Origin of the sequence: Allobosea sp. 2RAB26 (assembly GCF_052115465.1) — a bacterium.
Lineage (GTDB): Bacteria > Pseudomonadota > Alphaproteobacteria > Rhizobiales > Beijerinckiaceae > Allobosea.
The window spans coordinates 355,938-373,129 of the sequence record NZ_JBFRGS010000003.1; the positions used below are offsets into that span (position 1 = coordinate 355,938).

The following is a 17,192-nucleotide window of genomic DNA, read 5'->3' on the forward strand; positions in this document are numbered from 1 at the left end:
GCTTCACTTCTCCAGGCGCGGGTTCAACACGTCGCGCAACCTGTCGCCGACCAGGTTGATCGAGACGATGGTCATGAGCAAGGCGAGGCCGGGGAAGACCGAGATCCAGTAGCTGCCCGAGATCATGTACTGGAACCCGTTGGCGATCAGCACGCCGAGCGAGGGCTCCGTCTGCGGCAGGCCGACTCCGAGGAACGAGAGCGTCGCCTCCAGCGAGATCGCATGCGCGGTCTGCACGGTCGCGATCACGATGACCGGGGCGAGGCAGTTCGGCAGGATATGGCGGAAGACGGTGCGCGCATGGGAGAGGCCGAGCGACTGCGCCGCTTCGACATATTCCTTGCGGCGCTCGACCAGCGCGGAGCCGCGGACGGTGCGGGCGTAATAGGCCCATTGCACGATGACGAGGGCAATGATGATCTTGTCGACGCCCTTGCCGAGCGCAGCGACCAGGATCAGCGCGACGAGGACCGAGGGCAGCGATAGTTGCAGGTCGACGAGCCGCATGATCACGGTCTCGACCTTGCCGCCGGCATAGGCGGCGATCAGTCCGACGGTCATGCCGACGGTCGCGGCGATCAGCCCGGAGAAGGCCCCCACCATCAGCGAAATGCGCAGGCCGTAGAGAATGCCGGAGAGCAGATCGCGGCCGACACCGTCGGAGCCCAGCCACATCGTAAAGCCCTCGCCGGCCACGGCGCCTGGCGGCTGGCGGGAGTCCATCACATCAACCGCCGCGAGGTCATAGGGGTTTTGCGGGGCGATCAGCGGCGCGGCGAGCGCCAGCAGCACGATCGTCGCGAAGACCAGGAGGCCGATCAGCGCAACGCGATCCTCGATGAAGCTGCGGACGAAGCGCCGCAGCGGCGTCTCTTCCCTGGCCGGCGCGGTCGGGGTCGTCGTGACCGTGGGCAGACTGGTCTCGCTCACGTGCTGGCCTCCGTCAGGCGGACGCGCGGATCGAGCGCGGAATAAACGAGATCGACCAGCAGGTTGATCGTCACGAACAGCACGACGACAACCATGACATAGGCGACGATGACCGGTCGATCGAGCCGGGTGATCGCCTCCAGCAGGAGGCGGCCCATGCCGGGCCAGGCGAAGATCGTCTCCGTCACGACGGAAAAGGCGACGAGCGAGCCGAATTCGAGCCCGAGCACGGTGACGATCGGGATCATGATGTTCTTCAGGATGTGGACGCCGATGATCCGACACTGCGAAAGGCCCTTGGCACGGGCGAATTTGACATAGTCCATCAGGGCCGCCTCGCGTGCCCCGGCCCGTGCCAGGCGGATGACAAGCGAGATCTTGAGCAGTGCGAGGTTCAGCGCCGGCAGGGCCACATGCTGCCAGCCGTCGAGCGTCAGCAGCGAAGTCTCGATGCCGAAGACGGAGACGGTTTCGCCCCGGCCCGTGGCGGGGAACCAGCCCAATCCGACGGCAAAGGCGAGGATCAGCATCAGCCCGACCCAGAATGTCGGCAGCGAGAAGCCGAGGATCGAGATCGCCATGATCGCGCGCGAGGCCTTGCTCTCCGGTTTCAGCCCCGCATAGAGGCCAAGCGGCAGCCCGATCACGATCGCCATGAAAAGCGCGACAAGGGCGAGTTCCAGCGTCGCCGGCATGCGCGACAGGATGAGCTTGATCGCGGACTCGCCATGCACGAAGGAGCGGCCGAGATCGCCTTGCATGGCATTCTTCAGGAAGATCAGGAACTGTTCCCAGATCGGTCGGTCGAGGCCGAGCGAGCGGGCCGTTTCGGCGATCTGCTCCTGGTTCATCTCCGGCGAGACGAGCATGTAGATCGGGTCGCCGACGACGTTCACGCCGAAGAAGACGATGACCAGCATCGCGCCGATGACGAAGAGGGCCTGCGCCAGGCGACGAAGGATGAAGGCAGCCATCGGGTTGGTTCCTTCGCGAGCGGGATGGTGTGCGCGAACGCAGCGCTCAAAACAGCGTGGCCGGGTTTGCTCCGACCCTTCGGTGACCAGCGGTCATCGGCGAGAGGTTCCCGGGCCTGAGCCCGGGAACGACGTCAATCCGCCGACGCGGTCACTGCTTGGTGACGGAGGTCGCGAGCGTGTACTCGTCGGAGCGCGGCTCGACCTTGAAGCCCTTGCGGGCAGCCCAGGTGTTGAGCTGGAAATGTGTCGGGATCAGCCCGACATCGTTCATGCCGATCTCCATCGCCTCGCCGAAGATGGCATCGCGCTTCTTGTCGTCGACCGTGCGCAGGCCTTCCTCGACCTTCGCGTCGAAGGCCGGGTTGGAGTAGCGGCCGCGATTTGTCGCTCCCATGCCCTTCTGCGGGTTGAAGGTCGCAAGCAGCGCCTTGAGCGAGTCCGAGGACTCGCCCGTTCCGGCCGCCCAGCCGACGAGGATGAAGGAGAATTCCGGTACATTGCCCGCTGCGCCCTGCGAAGCGCGGGTGAAGAAGTTGGCCGGGGGCAGCGTCTCGACCTCGGTCTCGATGCCGAGTCGCGCGAACATCTGGGCGACGGCCTCGATGATCTTGGTGTCGTTGGTGTAGCGCCCGTTCGGCCCGTGCATCTTCATCTTGAAGCCGCTCGGGTACCCGGCCTCGGCCAGCAGCTTCTTGGCGCCGGCGAGATCGAAGGCGACCGGCTTCAGGTTCTTGGAGGTGCCGAAGAATGAATCGGGCAGGAGCTGGCCGGCGGGGATCGCCTCCTTCTCCATGATGCGCTCGACGATGCCCGGCCGATTGATCGCCATCGACAGCGCCTTGCGGACGCGGACATCCCTCAGCGGATTCTTGATCTCGGAGCCGTCCTTGCCCTTGATGAAGGGCGAGATGTCGCGGAAATGGTCCATGTGGAAATAGACCACGCGGTTCGAGACCTGGCTGACGACGTTCAGGTTCTTGTCGCCCTTGAGCTTGGCGACATCCGAGGTCGGAACGGCTTCGATCATGTCGACATCGCCGGCGAGCAGGGCCGCGACCCGGGTGGGCGCCGAAGTGACGATACGGAACGTCACCTTCTTCCAGAGATCCTTGCTGCCGCCCCACCAGCTGTCATTGGCGGTCATGACGACGCGGTCGCCCGAGACGAACTCGGCCTGCTTGTAGGGGCCGGTGCCGCCCGCCGCGCATTTGCCGGCGTTGAATTCCTCGGTGGTGGTGTCCTTGCACTTGGCGGAGATGACGCCGAAGGTCGAAAGATCGGTCGGCACCAGCGGCGCCGGCGCGGCGGTCTTGATGCGGATCGTGTAGTCGTCGACCTTGCTGATCTCCTTGCCGCGGACATAGGCCGAGAAGCTCGAGGGGCTCTTGGGCACGTTCGGCGCGCGCTGGAACGTCGCGAGCACGTCGTCGGCGGTGAAGGGCGAGCCGTCATGGAACTTGACGTTCTGGCGGAGCTTGAACTCCCAGGTCGTGTCGTCGATCGCCTTCCAGCTTTCGGCGAGGCTGGGCACCAGCCGCTGCGAGGCGTCCTGGCCGACCAGCGGCTCGTAGATGTGCCGGGCCAGCATGTTGTTGGGGGTCAGGTTGTGATAGTGCGGGTCCATCGCGCTCGGCTCGGCCGAGATGCCGATGCGCAATTCCTGCGCGACAGCGCCACCCGCGACCAGAGACAGCGCCGCGGCCATGGCGGCGCGGCTGGCGAATGTAGCGACGTTTCTCATTGAAAGAACCTCCCGAGTTCAGTGGATATTTTGGCGGATCGGTGTCGGCATGGCCAGCAGCCTCCGCGTGGAGAATGTCCTTCTCCACGGATTCGTAGGGCCGGAGCATGCCTGCACGTGGCAGGATGAGGTCGGTAAAGGGCCTCAGAACGCCTTGAAGGTGATGATCGTGTGCGTGTCGGCGATCTCGGGGATCGACTGCACCTTCTGCGCTACGAAATGGCCGATATCGACATCCGCGGCGACGTGGAACTTGGCCAGGATGTCGTAATTGCCGGCGGTCGAATAAATCTCCGAGGCGATCTCGCGATCGGCGAGTTCGCTGGCGACCTCATAGGTCTTGCCGAGCTTGCATTTGATCTCGACGAAGAAGGTCTGCATCACGCGCTCCGAAAATCCTGTCCCTCTGGATAGAGCCTCGCGCCGGAAGATCAAGCGCCTGCGAGTTCGGCGAGGCGCTTGCTCATTGCGCTTTCGGGGTCGGGAAGATCGGCAAGGACGGTGAAATGGTTCGCGCTGTCGATCTCGCCATAGTGCGTCCTGACGCCTTCCAGGCCCCAGACATCGGTGATGCGGCGGCTCTGCTTCAGGTATTCATCGCTCTCGGCCCCGCCGACCACGGCGTCCATCAGCAATCCCGAGGGGGCCGGCCAGAACAATGGGCTCTCCCGCTCGGCCGATTCCATGTCGAGTCCGAGCGCCTTGTTGATGCTCGTCTCGGTCAGGGGCTTCAGGTTGTAGAGGCCGGAGATGCCATAGGCTGCCGGCACCAGCTGGTCCGGCAGGTCGGGGTCGACATTCTTCCAGTCGGTGGCGAGCAGGCAGGCGGCGAGATGGCCGCCGGCCGAATGGCCCGATGCGACGATCGGTCGGTTGAACTGCCGCCAGAGGGCCGCCGCCGCCTGCTGCAGCTCCCAGACGATGTGGCCGAGCTCGACCTGTGGGCAGAGATCGTAGCCCGCGACCGCCATGGGGACGCCGAGCCGGTTCACGCCGCGCGCCATATGCGAGAAATAGGAACGGTCGAGCGCCTGCCAGTAGCCGCCATGGATGAAGAGCACGATGGCGTTGCCCTTGACCGCCTCGGGCTTGAACAGGTCGTAATGTTGCCGCTCGCCCGGGCCATAGGAGATGCCGAGTTCGCTGACCGCGATACCGCGATAGGCCGCGGCGTCCGCCTGCCAGCCGGCAATGATTCCGGGATGCTCCGGCACGCGGGCGCGGTTATTGTATTCTGTCTCGTAATCCGTCGACATGGCTGGCTCGGCTTCTCCGGCTCTGCGGCTGCGGACCACGTCCTGAATCGCAGGCCACGCCAGTCTGCGCTATGGCTTTTGACAGGTCGAGACGCAAACGCCACAAGGCTGGGCACCATGTGCATGGCCTCTGCGAGCCTGGAGATCGTTATGGAAAACCCCGTTCTTGCCGAGGTGATGCGCGGCGCCGTCGTCGAATCGCGCCATCGCGGCGCTGCAATCGTGGTCGATGCGGACGGCGCTGTGGTGCTTTCGCTGGGGGATGTCGAGCGCCCCGTGTTCCCGCGCTCGGCGGTGAAGGCGATCCAGGCCTTGCCGCTGTTCGAGAGCGGCGCTGCCGACCGCTACGGTTTGACCGAAGCCGAGATCGCGCTTGCCGTCGCCTCGCATTCCGGCGAGCCGGCTCATGCCGAAACCTCGCTCGGCATGCTGAAGAAAGCCGGTCGCGATGCCGGTTGCCTCGAATGCGGTGCGCATTGGCCGATGAACGAGGCTGCGGCGCGCGCCATCTCCAAGGCAGGCCAGGAACCGACCGCTCTCAACAACAACTGTTCGGGCAAGCATGCCGGTTTCGTCTGCCTCTCCTGCGGCCTGGATGAGGACCCGACCGGCTACGTGAAGGCCGGCCACGCCGTCCAGAAGGCGGTGCGCGGCGCGCTCGAAGAGGTGACAGGCGCGGCCCACTCCGCCGATCTCATGGGCACCGACGGCTGCTCGATTCCGACCTATGCCGTGCCGCTGACGTCGCTGGCGCTGGGCTTCGCCCGTCTCGGCTCCGGCCACGGGCTTGGGCCGAAGCGCGCCGAGGCCGCACTGCGCATCCGCAAGGCGGTCGCTGCTCACCCCTTCATGGTCGCGGGAACCGGCCGGTTCGACACGCGCGCGATGGAACTCCTGCGCGAGCGCATCTTCATTAAGACCGGCGCGGAAGGCGTCTATTGCGGCGCGATTCCGGAACTCGGGCTGGGCATTGCGCTGAAATGCGATGACGGGGCAGGGCGCGCGGCCGAGGTGGTGATGGCCTCGCTGATCGCGCGCTTCCTGCCGATGAGCGAGACGGAAGCGGCGAGCTTTGCGCCGCTGCGCGAAAGCGTCCTGAAGAACTGGAACGGCATCGAGGTCGGGCGGGTGAGGGCGGCAGCCAGCGCCTAAATCATCGGACCGGATACCGTATCCGGTCCGATCGTCTAACCTTTTGTGATTTCCTTCCGCTTTCCCGAAGGACCGCTACCCACCTTCGGGCCGGTGCTTCAGCTCACCGCGTTGTTCTCGACACGGATGCCGGTCGCCCGCTTGTCGGCGCCTTGCGTCAGGTCGCCAGTGACGATCTTGCCGAATTCGGTGCCGAGGACGGCACCGAGCTTCGCGTCCGCAATGACATTGTTGGCGATCAGGGCGTTGCGTTCCTTCGGCACCAGCGAGACCGATATGCCGATCCCGGTCTTGCGGACGATATTGCCGGTGGCCGCGAGGTTGCGCATGGCCCAGGACCAGCCGAGCGCGATGCCGACATCGCTGGCATTCTCCACGACATTGCCTGTCACGGTGGCCTCCGCCTCGACATGCACGCCCATGCCCCCGACCGGCTCCTTGCCTTTCGGGGCATAACCTTTCTGGGCGTTGCGGATGATGTTGTTGGCGACGACGGCGAGCCGCCCGCCATGGTCGAGATTGGTGACGCTTATGCCCATGGCACAATCCTCCAGCAGATTGCCGCTGATGATGGCGCCCTCGAAGGCGAATTCCGAATAGAGCGCGGTCTCGCCGCAGCGCTTGCCCTGGTTGCCGATGATCTGCACCGTCGAACCGGAGTTGTTCCGGATGAAGGTCAGCGCGCAGTCGCGCAGGCTGTTGCTCTCGATGATGACACCGCCGGCGCGGAACAGGCTGATGCCGTTGCCATTGGGCCCGTCGCCGCCGGAATCCGAACGGATGCGATTCATCCGGTTGCCGCGAATGAGCGACTGATCGTCGCCCGCCTGGCTGCGCCAGATCTGGATGCCGTTATTGCCGCAATCCTCGATCTGGTTGCCTTCGATCGAAAGCCCGCGCGAATCGAGCGAGAACAGCGCCGATTCGCGCATGCTGCGAAACCTGCTGGCCTGGATCCGCCCCGCCGTTCGGCTCAGGGTCAGGCCGACCGAGCCCGCATTGGCGAACTCGCATTCATTCAGGGTGAGCTCCAGGACCTCCTCGGCTGCCACAAGTCCGGCTCGCTCGCTGGCGCGGATGTCGAGCCCGTCGAGACTGAGCCCTGTCAGCGCCGTGCGCTTGATGCGGCGGGCGATGAGCAGCGGGCCTGCTTGCGCCGCGACGAGCTGCGTGGCGCCGGGGACACCGACCAGCCGTGAGCCCTCGGGCAGGATGACGTTGGACACGCGGTAGCGCCCCGGCGGCAGCAGCAAGGGCGCGCCGCGCCTGGCCGCTTCCGCGAGCGCATTCTGAAGTGGCCGCGACTGATCGTCGGCGGAGCCGGGGCGAAGTCCGAAATGAGTGGCCTCCAGTCCGAGCTGACCGAGCGCGCGCACCGGTTCGCTCCGCATTGCCTGCTGCGCTGCCGCCGGAGCAACGGATCCTGCTGTCCCAAAAAAGGTCGCGGCGAGCAGGGAACGTCGAGAAATCGCCATGAGGGCCTCCATGACGCCGCAGGCGTACAAGCCGCGTGCCGGCCTGGTTGTACCGTTTCAGGCCCGCGCGCCGGCCGGCCAGCCCCATCCGTCGCGATCACTCACCTCAAAGGCCGAGCGCCCGCGCGATCTCGTCGGCCGCCAGGGTGGGGTTGAGTTCTCCTGCCCCTACGGCTGCTTCAAGCGCGGGGGTTCGTGCCTTGAGGACGGGATCATGCCGGAGCCTGGCGCGCAGGCGGTCTTCGACCATGGCCCACATCCATTTGACGTCCTGCTGGCGACGCTTCTCCTGGATCAGATTCCTCGCACCCATCCGCTGGCGATGATCCTCGACCTTCGCCCAGAGCGCGTCGAGCCCATCGCCCGTCAGCCCCGAGACCGTCACCACCGGAGTGGACCAGACGCTCGATACGGGGGCGAGAATGTGCAGGGCCGCGCGGTACTGCGCCGCTGCGGCCTTCGCCGCCACGGCTCCGGCACCGTCCGCCTTGTTGACGGCAATCATGTCGGCGAGCTCGATGATGCCCTTCTTGATGCCCTGCAATTCGTCGCCGGCGTTGGGCAGCATCAGCACGAGAAAGAAATCGGTGAGATCGGCGACCGCGGTCTCCGACTGGCCGACGCCCACCGTCTCGACCAGGATGACGTCGAAGCCGGCGGCCTCGCAGAGCAGCATCGTTTCGCGCGTCTTGGCTCCGACGCCACCGAGCGTGCCGGAAGACGGGGAGGGGCGGATATAGGCGCTGGGGTCGATGGCAAGGCGGGCCATCCGCGTCTTGTCACCCAGGATCGAACCGCCGCTCCGCGTCGAGGATGGATCGACCGCCAGCACGGCGACCTTGTGACCGAGCCCTGTCAGGTAGGTGCCGAGTGCATCGATGGTGGTCGACTTGCCGACCCCGGGAACGCCGGTGATGCCGACCCGGATCGATTTTCCGGTGTGCGGCAGCACCTGCTGGATCAGTGCATGGGCCTGCCTGCGATGATCGGCCCGGCGGGATTCCACGAGCGTGATGGCACGCGCCAGGGCCGCCCGTTCACCGGAGAGAATTGCATCGGCGAGGGTGGAGACGTCAGCCATGACAGGCACCTAGCAAGCCTTGGCCTCGGGCGACAAGCCGCGAGTTCGGTCATCACTGTGTCATCCGCGCCTCTTGAACATCCGCAACGTCAATGAGACGAGATCGGTCATGATGCGTGCGGCGTTCCGGGTTCGATTGATTGCGCTGGCCTTGCTGGCTCCACTTGGCCTCGCGGCATGCGGCGGCCCGCCCAGAGACCTGTCGCTCACCAGCGTCAATCCAGCCGATATCGTCGGGACCGTGCGGGTTTTCGTGGCCTCGACCCGTGAGATGGGAGCGGAACCGCAATACTTCACCGGAGAACGGGGACGGCACCTCTCCTTCGCCAAGATCGATATCTCGGTGCCGAAGGCGCACAAGTCGGGTGAGCTCGAGCTTCCCGGCAGCTACGGCAAGACCAACCCGGCCGAGCATTTCGCGGTGACTTCGGTGGAGCGGATCGACCTCTCCCCGATTGTCGCGCGCGTCCGGCGCGAGATCGCGGCAAGGCCGGCAAAGGAGCGCGAGGTCCTCGTCTTCGTTCACGGCTACAACACGAGCTTTGCCGACGCGGCCTATCGTTTCGCCCAGATCGTCCATGACTCGGATTTCAAGGGCGTGCCGGTGCTGTTCACGTGGCCCTCGCGCGGGCAGCTATTGGCCTACCCTTACGACCGAGAAAGCGCCTTCTATTCCCGCGATTTCCTCGAGATGAACCTGCGCGCGATCGCCAAAGACCTCGGTCCGAGCCGCATCGACATTCTCGCCCATTCCATGGGAACGCAGCTGACGCTGGAAACCCTGCGGCAGGCATCCATTCGCGGCGACGGCAATTTCGGCGGAAAGCTCCGCGACGTCATGCTGGCTGCGCCCGATGTTGATCTCGATGTGTTCAAGACGGTGATGCGCGAGATCAAGACGCCGGTGACGGTCTTTGTCTCGGCCGACGACAAGGCGCTCGAATTTTCGCGCCGCTTCGCCGGCGACAAGAAGCGCCTGGGGGCGATCTCCGCGAGCGACAAGGATACGGTCGCGGAGCTGGCGAAATCCGGGGTCGATATCATCGATCTGTCCGAAGTCTCGACCAGCGACAGTCTCAACCACGGCAAGTTCGCCGCCTCACCCAAGGTCGTCCAGATGATCGGCAAGCGGCTGCAGGCGGACAGGGGAATCGCAATGCGCGGCCCTCAATTCGGCGATCGCCTGGGCGATATCGCCGGCGGCGTGGTCGGCACCGTCGGCGGCACGCTGGAGCTCGTGGTCACGGCCCCGGCTGCAATTATCCAGCAATAGAGCGGCTGTTGCACCAGGGACACGCGCGAGCCTTGCGCGAAGATTGCTGCAAGGTTGCCCCATTATGGCCGCGTTAGCTTGGCCTTAAGGCCGGGCTGGCCATTTCCGCCCGCATTCCTGCAACACTGGAATTCTCGATCGCCCATGTCCGCTGCGCGGCACGCCCCTTCCCGTCGCTTCGTTGCGCTTGCAGCGCTGCTTTCGCTCGCATTGTCGGCCTGCGCGCAGACAGAGGCGGCGATCTCGCCATTCTCGGAAACGGCCCATGCGGAGTCGTCCCCTTTCGGCAGAGAGCCGGTGCTCCTGGTCGCGACCACGCGAAAGTCTCTCGGTGACCGCGAGCCGTTCTTCGGGCCGGATCGCGGCACGGGCCTGAGTTTCGCCGAAGCGCGGCTTTCCCCTCCGGGACGCGGGGTTGTCGCGGCGACCGTCGGCAGCGACTGGCGCGTCGTCGGTGTCAGCAACCGGACCTCGACCAATGCGGCCCGTGCCTTCGGCGAGGCTGCGACCGGGCGTGACGTGCTGCTCTACGTCCACGGCTATAACGAGACATTCGAATCCGCCGCCCGCAGCGCCGGGCAGCTTTCGCATGCGCTGAAGTTCCAGGGGCGCACCGCGCTCTTCACCTGGCCCTCCGGCGGCAAGCTCTTCGACTACGGCTATGACCGCGAGAGCGCGCTGTGGTCGCGCGAGGGCTTCGTCCAGGCCTTGCGCGCCCTCGTCGCCAACCCGACCGTGGGGCGCATCCACATCGTCGCGCATTCGATGGGCACATTCCTGACGCTGGAAGGCCTGCGGGAGCTCCGGGACTCCGCCGACGTCTCCTCGCAGATCGGCTCGATCGTCTTCGCATCGCCCGATATCGACATCGACGCGTTCGAGCAGACGGTCTCGCGGCTGGGTCCGCTTGCCCAGCGCATGACCCTGATCATCGACCCCGATGACAGGGCCCTCGCCATCTCCTCGCGTATCGCCGGTGGCGTGGCGCGGGCCGGCGCGGCCGAGCGCTCGCGGCTCGAGGCTCTGGGCGTGCGTGTCGCCGACACTTCCGGCCGCGGCTGGAGCATGCTGAGGCATGATCTGTTCCTGACGGACAGCGAAGTGACGCAGGTGGTGCGGCGCGCCATGGACCGTACAGGCTCCTGAGGCTTGCGGAGCGGTTCGTCTTGGGGGCAGCATCGCGCTGCCTTCAGGGAGACGCCGATGCCACGAGTGTTGTTGCGCGCTGCGTGCCTGCTTGTGCTCATGCCTCTGGCCGGGCAGGCGCATGACCTGACCCCGTTCCAGGAAGCCGGGCGCTCGCATGTCCTGCATGAGGACGTTTCGCCCACCGGTACCGAGACCATCAACATCGAGACCTATGTGCCGCAGGCCTGCGCCGACAAGCGTTGCCCACTGGTGATCTCGCTGCACGGACTGCTGCGCAACGCCGCGTCGGCGCGCGACAGCTGGGTCGAGGCGGCAGACCGGCACGGCCTGATCATTGCCGCCCCGCATTTCGACAAGGAGCGCTTTCCGACACGCCTCTATCAGCAGGGCGGAGTCCAGGGGGAGCCGGACCGGGCGAAATGGGTCTACTCGGTCATCGAGCGCTTCTATGACCAGGCCTTGAAGAGCAGTCGTGTCACGGACACGGGCTATGTGCTGTTTGGCCATTCAGCCGGGGCGCAGTTCGTCCACCGCATGGCGATCCTGATGCCGGAGGCGCGGTTCTCGACAGCGGTCACCGCCAACGCCGGCTACTGCACATTGCCTGTCGGCAAAGAGGCGGCCGGCGGCTTCAGCTACCCCTATTCGCTCGACGGCACGCCGGCGACCGAGGCGAGCACGAAGGCCGCCCTCGCCAAACCGACGCTGATCATGCTGGGCGACCAGGATACCGACTCGGGCCACCCGCAACTCAACAAGTCCAGGGGCGCAGAGGCGCAAGGCCCCAACCGCTTCGCGCGTGGAGAGAATTTCACGCGAGTTGCAGCCGCAGAAGCCAAGCGCCTCGGTGTTGCCAGCCCATGGCGCGAAATCGTCGTGCCGGGCGTCGGACACGAGCAGGGGAAGATGGCGAATGCGGCGGCGCAGGCGCTGTTTGGCGGCAGATAGGGCTCAGAGCGGTGGCAGGCCGTTGCGCTTCTTGATAGTCGCCATCGCGAAATTGGATTCGACCGAGTGGATGCATTTCAGCCGCGTGATCTTCTGCTTCAGGAAGCGCTCATAGCCCTCGATCCCGTCCGTCAGCACCCGCAAAAGGTAATCCTGAGACCCGGTCATCAGGTAGCACTCGGCGACCTCGTTCCAGCTCTCGACGGCCTTCTCGAACTCGCTGATATGCTCCTGGGTCTGCTGGCTCAGGCGGATCGAGACAAAGACGCTGAAGGGTAGGCCATAGGCCTTGGGATCGACGACCGCGGCATAGCCCCTGATCACGCCCGTCTCTTCCAGTCGCTTCAGCCGGCGCAGGCAGGGCGTCGGCGACAGGCCGATTTTCTGTGACAGGTCCTGATTGGTGATGCGTCCGTCCTCCTGCAGCACGGCAAGCATACGGCGGTCTGTCGTATCGAGCATAAGATGCTCCTCGAATTCGATATCTGAGCAGGAAGATGCGCAAACGGGATGTAATCCCGACGGGATCATTCATGCAATGCCGCGCGGATCGGCCTAACCTGCCTTTCTGGTGCCGCAAGGTCGGCAGCCTGACCGGCAGAGGAGAGTGCGATGAGCCAGGACAATTATCACAAGGACCGCATCGCCAACCGCAAGCTCCATCCCGAGACGCTGATGATGGGCTATGGCTACTCGCCGGCGATGTCGGAGGGTTCGCTCAAGCCGCCGGTCTTCCTGACCTCGACCTTCGTTTTCGAGAGCGCGCAGCAGGGCAAGGATTTCTTCGACCTCACCTCGGGGCGCCGCCAGCTCAAGCCCGGCGAGAAGTCCGGCCTGGTCTATTCGCGCTTCAACCATCCGAACATGGAGATCCTCGAGGATCGCCTGGCAATCTGGGACGAGGCCGAACGCTGCGCGGTCTTCGCCAGCGGCATGGCGGCCATCGCAACGACCTGCTTCGCCTTCCTGCGCCCCGGAGACACCGTCATCCACAGCCGGCCGCTCTATGGCGGCACCGAGACGCTGCTGAAGAACCAGATGGGTGCTTTCGGGGTGACGCCGTTCGGCTTCACCGACGGCGTCGATGTCGCGCAGATGCGTGCGACCGCCAAGGCCGCCGCCGCCAAGGGGCGCGTCGGGATGATCCTGGTCGAGACGCCGGCCAACCCGACCAATGGGCTGGTCGATCTCGCAGCCTGCGCGATGATCGCCGACGAGCTCGAGAAGTCCCAGGGGCATCGCCCGCCCGTGGTGGTCGACAACACCATGCTCGGCCCGAAATTCCAGAAGCCGCTGCAGCATGGCGCCGATCTCTCGCTGCTGTCGCTCACCAAATATGTCGGCGGGCATAGCGATCTCGTCGGCGGCTCGATCAGCGGCAAGGATGCGCTCGTCCGCCAGGTCAAGGGCTGGCGCTCGTCGCTCGGCACGCAGCTTGATCCGAATTCCTGCTGGATGCTGATGCGTTCGCTGGAGACGCTCGACATCCGCATGAGCCGCGCCAACGAGAACGCCCGGCTGGTGGCAGAATATCTCGCGGGCCATCCCAAGGTTGCCAAGCTGCATTACCTTGGCGATCTGAAGGACGGCGATCCGCGCAAGCCGGTCTTCGACAAGCAGTGCTCGGCGCCGGGCTCGACCTTCTCCTTCGACGTCAAAGGGGGCGAGAAGGAAGCGTTCGCGCTGCTCGACAATCTCCAGATCATGAAGCTCGCGGTCAGCCTCGGTGGCACGGAGACGCTCGTCTCGCATCCCGCCGCGATGACCCATTCGGGTGTCGCCCGCGAGTTGCGCGAGGAGATCGGCCTCACCGATGCGCTGATCCGCATCTCGGTCGGCATCGAGAATATCGAGGATCTGATCTCGGATCTGGCGCAGGCCTTCGAGGCGGTCTGAGCGGGAGCTTCATGGCCGGTGTCGAACCGGCCATCCCTGCTTGCCATTTACGGGCATTCGGCCTCTGATTTGGCGCGGCATGCCGAGCGCGCCTAGACGCCCACTCTTCCCCAGCCCGGCAGCTTCAGTGCCGGCTGGCGGATGTCGAATCCGGTGACGAGCCCGAGCAGGTTGACCTCGACGCCTTCGACCCAGGCCAGCGTGATGCCGGCGACCCCGAAGAGCGAGACCTGGATGCCGGTGCGGCTCGGCGCCATGCCGAGAAACAAGCCGTCATCGCGCCAATCCTTCCCGATCGCCGTTGGCGGCAGGGCATGGGCGAGTTCGGGAATCTCGGCGAGCACGTGCTGCACGAAGCTGTTCGAATTGGGCCCCGGCCAGGCGGAATAGCTGCCTGACGTACTGTAGGCATAGCTCTGCACGGCAGCGCGAATGCGCGGAATCAGCGCCTCGGCTGCGTCGCCCTTCACCTCCGTCACCAGCTCCGGCACGTTGCCGAACCAGCGGCCATCGGCCTCGCGATGGTTGATGCGCACCGGATTGCCCCAGCCGACGACATCGAAGCGCGTATAGGCGCTCGCGCCCGCCTCCTTGACCACCAGCCAGGAATGATGCGCGAAGATCCCGCGCCAGCGTCCGACGCGGGCGGCGAAGACATGGATCGTCGCCTCGGGCACGGTCGCTGCGGCCGGCAGGAGCCTGGCGCTGGACCAGTCCGCCCGGCGCCAGTCGGCGGCGAGCGGCTGCAGCTGCCACCAGGCCGCATGCGTTGCGACGGGCAGCAGGAAAAGGACGACAAAGAGAGTCAAGACGCGGCGCAGATGATGCATCGCAGGACGATAGTGAGCCCGATTGCGGCATCGCAAGAAAAGACACTGCGACATGACTTCACGAAAAGGTGGTTGAGGCTTCGCTGCAAGCTGATAGCGTGCCGCGCGCCGGGTGGAGATTCACCCGCTAAGGAGGGGCAGATTGGGTTCATCGGTACGGGGGCTGAAGGGCCTTGCGACAGCCATGGCGCTTGGATGGGCGCTGGTTTCGGGCACGGCCGCTAGCGCGCAGGACAAGCAGCTGCGCATTTTCAACTGGTCGGACTATGTCGATCCGGAGGTGCTCGATGCCTTCAAGAAGGAAACCGGCATCACCGTCGTCTACGACACCTTCGACCAGATGGAGACGGTCGAGACCAAGTTGCTCGCGGGCAAGACCGGCTATGACCTGATCGTGGTCACGGCCTCGTTCCTGCCGCGCCATATCCCGCTCAATCTCTACACGCCGATCGACACGGCCAAGGTTCCGAACCTGAAGAACGCCTGGCCCGAGATCCAGCAGCGTCTCGCGAAATATGATCCCGGCAACAAGTTTGCCGTGAACTACATGTGGGGCACGACCGGCATCGGCTACAACGTCGCCAAGATCAAGGAGCGGCTCGGCCCCGACGCGGTGATCGATTCCTGGCGCATCCTGTTCGAACCCGACCAGCTCAAGAAGCTCTCGAATTGCGGCGTGCACGTCCTCGATGCGGTCGAGGAGATGTTCCCGGCGGCGCTGCGCTATCTCGGCCTGAATCCGGATTCGAAGAACGAGGCGGATCTGAACAAGGCCGGCGAATTGCTGCGCAAGATCCGCCCGCACATCCAGAAATTCCATTCCTCGGAATACATCAACGCTCTCGCCAATGGCGATATCTGCCTCGCGGTCGGTTATTCCGGCGACATCCTGCAGGCGAAAAAGCGGGCGGAAGAGGCCAAGAACAAGGTCGAGATCGCCTATTCCATCCCGAAGGAAGGCGCGCTGATGTGGTTCGATTCCTTCGTCATTCCGAAGGATGCCGCCAATCCGGATGCGGCGCTGAAGTTCATCGATTTCGTCAACCGGCCCGAGATGGCGGCGAAGAATTCCGACTTCATCCAGTATGCCAATGGCAATATCGCTTCAAAACCGCTGCTTTCGGCGGCGGTGCGCGACAATCCCGGCATCTATCCCTCGGAAGCCGTGATGAGCCGGCTCTACACGATCACTCCCTACGATCAGAAGAGCCAGAGGGTGGTCAACCGGCTCTGGACCCGCATCAAGACCGGCAAATGAACGCGCGCGATGCCGGGGCTGCGGCTCCGCTCCGGGCGAAGCGCAAGGCTTCGCCCGGCAGCGTTCGCCGGGCCTTCCAGCCATGGAATGACCCGGCGGCAGAGCCGCTGGTGGTCTTCCGAAATGTCACCAAGCGCTTCGACATGGTGACGGCGGTCGACAACCTGTCGCTTGCGCTCTACCCGCGCGAATTCTTCGCGCTGCTCGGCGCGTCTGGATGCGGCAAGACCACATTGATGCGCATGCTGGCAGGGTTCGAGCAGCCGGATGCCGGCGAGATCCTGCTCGACGGCGTCGACATCACCGCCGTGCCGCCGCATCGCCGGCCGATCAACATGATGTTCCAGTCCTATGCGCTGTTCCCGCATCTCAGCGTCGGCGACAACATCGCCTATGGCCTGAGACGGGAAGGGCTGCCGCGCGAGGAGATCACGCGCCGCGTCGCCGAGATGCTGGCTCTGGTCAAGCTCGACGGGCTCGAGAAACGTCGCCCGGACCAGCTGTCCGGCGGCCAGCGCCAGCGCGTCGCATTGGCACGCTCGCTCGCCAAACGTCCGAAGCTCCTGCTGCTCGACGAGCCGATGGCGGCGCTCGATCGCAAGCTGCGCGAGTCGACGCAGTTCGAGCTGATGGATCTGCAGAGCGAACTCGGCCTCACCTTCATGGTCGTCACCCACGACCAGGACGAGGCGATGACCATGGCCGACCGCATGGCGGTGATGAACCATGGCCGGCTCGTCCAGATCGGCCCGCCCGATGAGATCTACGAGGCGCCGACCAGCCGCTACGTCGCGGAATTCGTCGGGGACATCAACATCCTCGAAGGTCGTGTGACATCCGTCGCCGGCGAGATCGTACGGGTCGAGACGGCGATGGCCGGCGCGGTCGAGCTCGACGAGGAGGCGGCCTCGCTTGCCACGGGAGAGACGATCTTCGTTGGCCTCAGGCCCGAAAAGATCACGCTCGGCCATGACGAGCCGGCGCAGGCGGCCAACAAGGTCGCCGGCGAGATCTGGGATATCGGCTATCTCGGCGATTTCACCATGGTGCAGGTGATGGTCGGCGGCGATGACGGGCAATTGCTCAAGGTTGCGCTTGCCAACCGCACCCGCCGGATCGACCGTCCCTTCGCCTGGGAGGACAGGGTCTGGCTCTCCTGGGATGTCGAGGCCGGGCTGGTCCTGCCGCCATGAGGACGGGGAATGCTTCGGCGCGCCGGCTTGGCC

General features: G+C 65.1%; 16 protein-coding genes. 7 read left to right on the forward strand and 9 right to left on the reverse strand.

Annotated features, from left to right (window positions below; genetic code table 11):
* Positions 1–3 precede the first annotated feature (3 nt).
* From AB4118_RS07365 to AB4118_RS07385, 5 genes are all read right to left on the reverse strand, one after another.
* Positions 4–930 (reverse strand): ABC transporter permease, encoded by a 927-nt coding sequence (locus AB4118_RS07365; RefSeq protein WP_441489121.1) that lies wholly within the window; start codon positions 928–930, stop codon positions 4–6.
* Positions 927–1,904: an ABC transporter permease gene (locus tag AB4118_RS07370; RefSeq protein WP_441489122.1), complete on the reverse strand. Its 978-nt coding sequence runs from the start codon at positions 1,902–1,904 to the stop codon at positions 927–929. The genes AB4118_RS07365 and AB4118_RS07370 overlap by 4 nt, the downstream gene beginning before the upstream one ends.
* A gap of 151 nt (positions 1,905–2,055) precedes the next feature.
* On the reverse strand, positions 2,056–3,648 hold the full coding sequence (locus AB4118_RS07375) for an ABC transporter substrate-binding protein (RefSeq protein WP_441489123.1): 1,593 nt from the start codon (positions 3,646–3,648) through the stop codon (positions 2,056–2,058).
* A gap of 144 nt (positions 3,649–3,792) precedes the next feature.
* On the reverse strand, positions 3,793–4,029 hold the full coding sequence (locus AB4118_RS07380; protein WP_038361355.1) for an Lrp/AsnC ligand binding domain-containing protein: 237 nt from the start codon (positions 4,027–4,029) through the stop codon (positions 3,793–3,795).
* A gap of 50 nt (positions 4,030–4,079) precedes the next feature.
* The gene (locus AB4118_RS07385; RefSeq protein ID WP_441489124.1) at positions 4,080–4,904 is read right to left on the reverse strand and encodes an alpha/beta hydrolase; all 825 of its coding nucleotides are present in this window, start codon (positions 4,902–4,904) and stop codon (positions 4,080–4,082) included.
* A gap of 150 nt (positions 4,905–5,054) precedes the next feature.
* On the opposite strand from AB4118_RS07385, the gene AB4118_RS07390 reads away from it, so the two are divergent.
* The gene (locus AB4118_RS07390; protein WP_441489125.1) at positions 5,055–6,056 is read left to right on the forward strand and encodes an asparaginase; all 1,002 of its coding nucleotides are present in this window, start codon (positions 5,055–5,057) and stop codon (positions 6,054–6,056) included.
* A 98-nt stretch (positions 6,057–6,154) separates the two neighbouring features.
* On the opposite strand, the gene AB4118_RS07395 is transcribed toward AB4118_RS07390, so the two are convergent.
* Together AB4118_RS07395 and meaB are read right to left on the reverse strand one after the other, a co-directional pair.
* Positions 6,155–7,543: a TIGR03808 family TAT-translocated repetitive protein gene (locus AB4118_RS07395; protein ID WP_441489126.1), complete on the reverse strand. Its 1,389-nt coding sequence runs from the start codon at positions 7,541–7,543 to the stop codon at positions 6,155–6,157.
* Between the two features lie 94 nt (positions 7,544–7,637).
* The gene (gene meaB / locus AB4118_RS07400; RefSeq protein WP_441489127.1) at positions 7,638–8,612 is read right to left on the reverse strand and encodes a methylmalonyl Co-A mutase-associated GTPase MeaB; all 975 of its coding nucleotides are present in this window, start codon (positions 8,610–8,612) and stop codon (positions 7,638–7,640) included.
* A 109-nt stretch (positions 8,613–8,721) separates the two neighbouring features.
* On the opposite strand from meaB, the gene AB4118_RS07405 reads away from it, so the two are divergent.
* The 3 genes from AB4118_RS07405 (at position 8,722) to AB4118_RS07415 (ending at position 11,982) form a co-directional block, all read left to right on the forward strand.
* The gene (locus AB4118_RS07405) at positions 8,722–9,885 is read left to right on the forward strand and encodes an alpha/beta hydrolase (RefSeq protein ID WP_441489128.1); all 1,164 of its coding nucleotides are present in this window, start codon (positions 8,722–8,724) and stop codon (positions 9,883–9,885) included.
* Positions 9,886–10,029: 144 nt separating this feature from the next.
* Positions 10,030–11,031 carry an alpha/beta hydrolase gene (locus AB4118_RS07410; RefSeq protein WP_441489129.1) on the forward strand — a complete coding sequence of 334 codons (1,002 nt, stop codon included), beginning with the start codon at positions 10,030–10,032 and terminating at the stop codon, positions 11,029–11,031.
* Positions 11,032–11,088: 57 nt separating this feature from the next.
* A complete protein-coding gene (locus AB4118_RS07415) occupies positions 11,089–11,982 on the forward strand; it encodes an alpha/beta hydrolase family protein (RefSeq protein ID WP_441489130.1) in 894 nt (297 codons plus the stop codon).
* A gap of 3 nt (positions 11,983–11,985) precedes the next feature.
* On the opposite strand, the gene AB4118_RS07420 is transcribed toward AB4118_RS07415, so the two are convergent.
* On the reverse strand, positions 11,986–12,444 hold the full coding sequence (locus tag AB4118_RS07420) for an Lrp/AsnC family transcriptional regulator (protein ID WP_441489131.1): 459 nt from the start codon (positions 12,442–12,444) through the stop codon (positions 11,986–11,988).
* A 150-nt stretch (positions 12,445–12,594) separates the two neighbouring features.
* Between AB4118_RS07420 and AB4118_RS07425 the strand changes: the two genes are divergently transcribed.
* Positions 12,595–13,878 carry a cystathionine gamma-synthase family protein gene (locus tag AB4118_RS07425; protein WP_069877282.1) on the forward strand — a complete coding sequence of 428 codons (1,284 nt, stop codon included), beginning with the start codon at positions 12,595–12,597 and terminating at the stop codon, positions 13,876–13,878.
* 92 nt (positions 13,879–13,970) lie between these two features.
* Here AB4118_RS07425 and AB4118_RS07430 read toward each other — a convergent pair whose 3' ends face one another.
* Positions 13,971–14,687 (reverse strand): DUF3750 domain-containing protein, encoded by a 717-nt coding sequence (locus AB4118_RS07430; RefSeq protein WP_441489132.1) that lies wholly within the window; start codon positions 14,685–14,687, stop codon positions 13,971–13,973.
* A 205-nt stretch (positions 14,688–14,892) separates the two neighbouring features.
* Between AB4118_RS07430 and AB4118_RS07435 the strand changes: the two genes are divergently transcribed.
* Together AB4118_RS07435 and AB4118_RS07440 are read left to right on the forward strand one after the other, a co-directional pair.
* Positions 14,893–15,966, forward strand: a complete 1,074-nt coding sequence (locus AB4118_RS07435) for a polyamine ABC transporter substrate-binding protein (RefSeq protein ID WP_441489232.1) — start codon at positions 14,893–14,895, stop codon at positions 15,964–15,966.
* Positions 15,963–17,159, forward strand: coding sequence for an ABC transporter ATP-binding protein (locus tag AB4118_RS07440; protein WP_441489133.1), 1,197 nt, complete (start codon positions 15,963–15,965; stop codon positions 17,157–17,159). Before AB4118_RS07435 ends, AB4118_RS07440 begins: the two co-directional genes overlap by 4 nt.
* Positions 17,160–17,192: the final 33 nt, after the last annotated feature.